This window comes from Streptomyces sp. NPDC048389 (genome assembly GCF_040706335.1).
In the GTDB taxonomy this organism is placed as follows: domain Bacteria; phylum Actinomycetota; class Actinomycetes; order Streptomycetales; family Streptomycetaceae; genus Streptomyces.
In genome coordinates this window covers 1-2303 of the sequence record NZ_JBEZKP010000119.1, presented here as the reverse complement: position 1 = coordinate 2303, position 2303 = coordinate 1, and the positions used below count along the sequence as shown (strand labels likewise).

The window sequence follows — 2303 nt, the reverse complement described above, 5'->3', positions numbered from 1 at the left end:
AGCGCCTCGAAGAACCTCACCTTCAAGCCCTCAAAATCCACGATCCCCGCAACTCCCTGAAGATCAGGGTGTTGCGGGGATCGCTAGAACCCGCCTCTGGATGCCGGGGCCCTTCCGTGCTGCTCAGAGCCTCCTGTCGGAATCGAACCGACGACCTCAAGATTACAAGTCAAGCGCTCTGGCCAACTGAGCTAAGGAGGCAGCCAGAGCAGTGTAACGAACCGCCGGACCACCATGGTCAAGAATTTTCGCGGGCCATGAACTGCTGACAGACGTCACACGGCCGGGTAGCGTCACGGAAGGTCCACACCGTTGGACTACACCACTCCCTTACAACGGATCGTCCGGCACGTTCCTGCCGGTGAAGGAGACGCTTCAGCATGGCTACCGTCACGTTCGACAAGGCGACCCGGATCTACCCGGGTTCCGACAAGCCCGCCGTCGACCAGCTCGAGATCGAGACCGAGGACGGCGAGTTCCTCGTCCTCGTCGGACCGTCCGGCTGTGGCAAGTCGACCTCCCTGCGCATGCTCGCGGGTCTCGAGGACGTCAACGGCGGGTCCATCAGGATCGGCGACCGCGACGTCACACACCTGCCGCCCAAGGACCGGGACATCGCCATGGTGTTCCAGAACTACGCGCTCTACCCGCACATGAGCGTCGCCGACAACATGGGCTTCGCGCTCAAGATCGCCGGCGTCAACAAGAGCGAGATCCGCAAGAAGGTCGAGGAGGCCGCGAAGATCCTCGACCTGAGCGAGTACCTGGACCGCAAGCCGAAGGCGCTCTCCGGCGGTCAGCGCCAGCGTGTAGCGATGGGCCGGGCGATCGTGCGTGAGCCGCAGGTCTTCCTCATGGACGAGCCGCTGTCGAACCTCGACGCCAAGCTCCGTGTGTCGACGCGTACGCAGATCGCGAGCCTGCAGCGCCGCCTCGGCATCACCACCGTGTACGTCACGCACGACCAGGTCGAGGCCATGACCATGGGCGACCGGGTGGCCGTGCTGAAGGACGGTCTGCTGCAGCAGGTCGACTCGCCGCGCCGGATGTACGACCGTCCGGCCAACCTCTTCGTCGCCGGCTTCATCGGCTCCCCGGCCATGAACCTGGTCGAGGTGCCGATCACCGACGGCGGTGTGAAGTTCGGCAACAGCATCGTCCCGGTCTCCCGCGAGGCCCTGTCCGCCGCCGCCGACAAGGGCGACACCACGGTCACGGTCGGTGTCCGCCCCGAGCACTTCGACGTCGTCGAGCACGGGGCCGAAGCCAAGACCCTGTCCAAGGACGCCCCGGCCGGCCTCGCCGTGGCGGTGAACGTGGTCGAGGAGCTGGGCGCCGACGGTTTCGTCTACGGCTCCGCCGAGGTCGGCGGCCGGCACAAGGATCTCGTCGTCCGCGTCGGCGGCCGCAGCGTCCCCCGGAAGGGCAGCGAGCTGCACGTCGTGCCTCAGCCGGGCGAGCTCCACGTCTTCTCGACGTCGACGGGCGAGCGACTGAGCGACTGAGGGCAGTCGCCCCGGGACCCGGGCCGGGCTCCGCACTTCGGTGCGGAGCCCGGCTTTTCCTCTCAAGGGACAAATCCCCCGACAGGCAGGGCATTCGGCCTATTTCGCGGCTCCGCGTCAACATGCGATTCGAAAGGACACCTAGAACGGTCCCTCGCGTGAGTGACTAAATGTCGCCATATCATCACTGGACGCTACGCTCACTCGCGTGACCCACACAGCCCGCCGAATCGGCCGCACACTCGCTCTAGTTCTGCCTGTCGTCCTGGTGCTCTCGGGAACCCTCGCGGTCACCGCCGTCCCGTGGGCGGGGCAGGCCACACAGTCTCAGATGCTCACCGCCTCCTCGGAGAACGTCTCCGTACGTGCCAAGCCCCGTGCCCCGCAGGAAGTCCTGCGCGACCGGCTGCTGGCCGAACTGCAGACGAAGGACCCCGGCGTGGCGCTCACCCACCTCCAGCGCGAGGTCGAGGCACGCCCGTCACTCGCCGAGCACTGCGTGTCGATCGCGCGTGCCCTCGGCCGCGCCGCGGTGGAGCGTTACGGGCCGACGCGCGCCCAGCGGTTCTCCCGGCCCGTCTGCGACACCTCGTTCGCCACGGGCGTCGCGCACCAGGCCCAGGGCTCCTAGTGCCCCTCCCGGCACGTTTTGCCCTGTCGCGGCACTAGGGAGCCCGACGCCGCCCCCGGCGCCCCCTGGGGCGGCCCTGGAGCGCCAGGGGGCGGCCGAGGAGCGCCGACCGGACGCGAGGGGCGTCGGCCCGGCGCCCGGCAGCGCCGCCACGACGCCGAGGAGCC

Annotated in this window: 2 protein-coding genes and 1 tRNA gene; 2 read left to right on the top strand and 1 reads right to left on the bottom strand. The window is 68.2% G+C overall.

Annotated features, from left to right (window positions below):
• Positions 1 to 127: 127 nt before the first annotated feature.
• Positions 128 to 201: transfer RNA gene (locus AB0903_RS34270), tRNA-Thr, on the bottom strand.
• 179 nt (positions 202 to 380) lie between these two features.
• On the opposite strand from AB0903_RS34270, the gene ugpC reads away from it, so the two are divergent.
• Together ugpC and AB0903_RS34260 are read left to right on the top strand one after the other, a co-directional pair.
• Complete coding sequence (gene ugpC / locus AB0903_RS34265; RefSeq protein WP_366708726.1) at positions 381 to 1505, top strand: sn-glycerol-3-phosphate ABC transporter ATP-binding protein UgpC; 1125 nt, start codon at positions 381 to 383, stop codon at positions 1503 to 1505.
• A 208-nt stretch (positions 1506 to 1713) separates the two neighbouring features.
• A complete protein-coding gene (locus AB0903_RS34260; RefSeq protein ID WP_366708724.1) occupies positions 1714 to 2136 on the top strand; it encodes a hypothetical protein in 423 nt (140 codons plus the stop codon).
• The last annotated feature ends 167 nt before the right edge of the window (positions 2137 to 2303 follow it).

Bases quoted from the DNA above. Each gene is read 5' to 3' on its own strand.
- ugpC (WP_366708726.1), top strand. From the start codon at position 381: ATGGCTACCGTCACGTTCGACAAGGCGACCCGGATCTACCCGGGTTCC.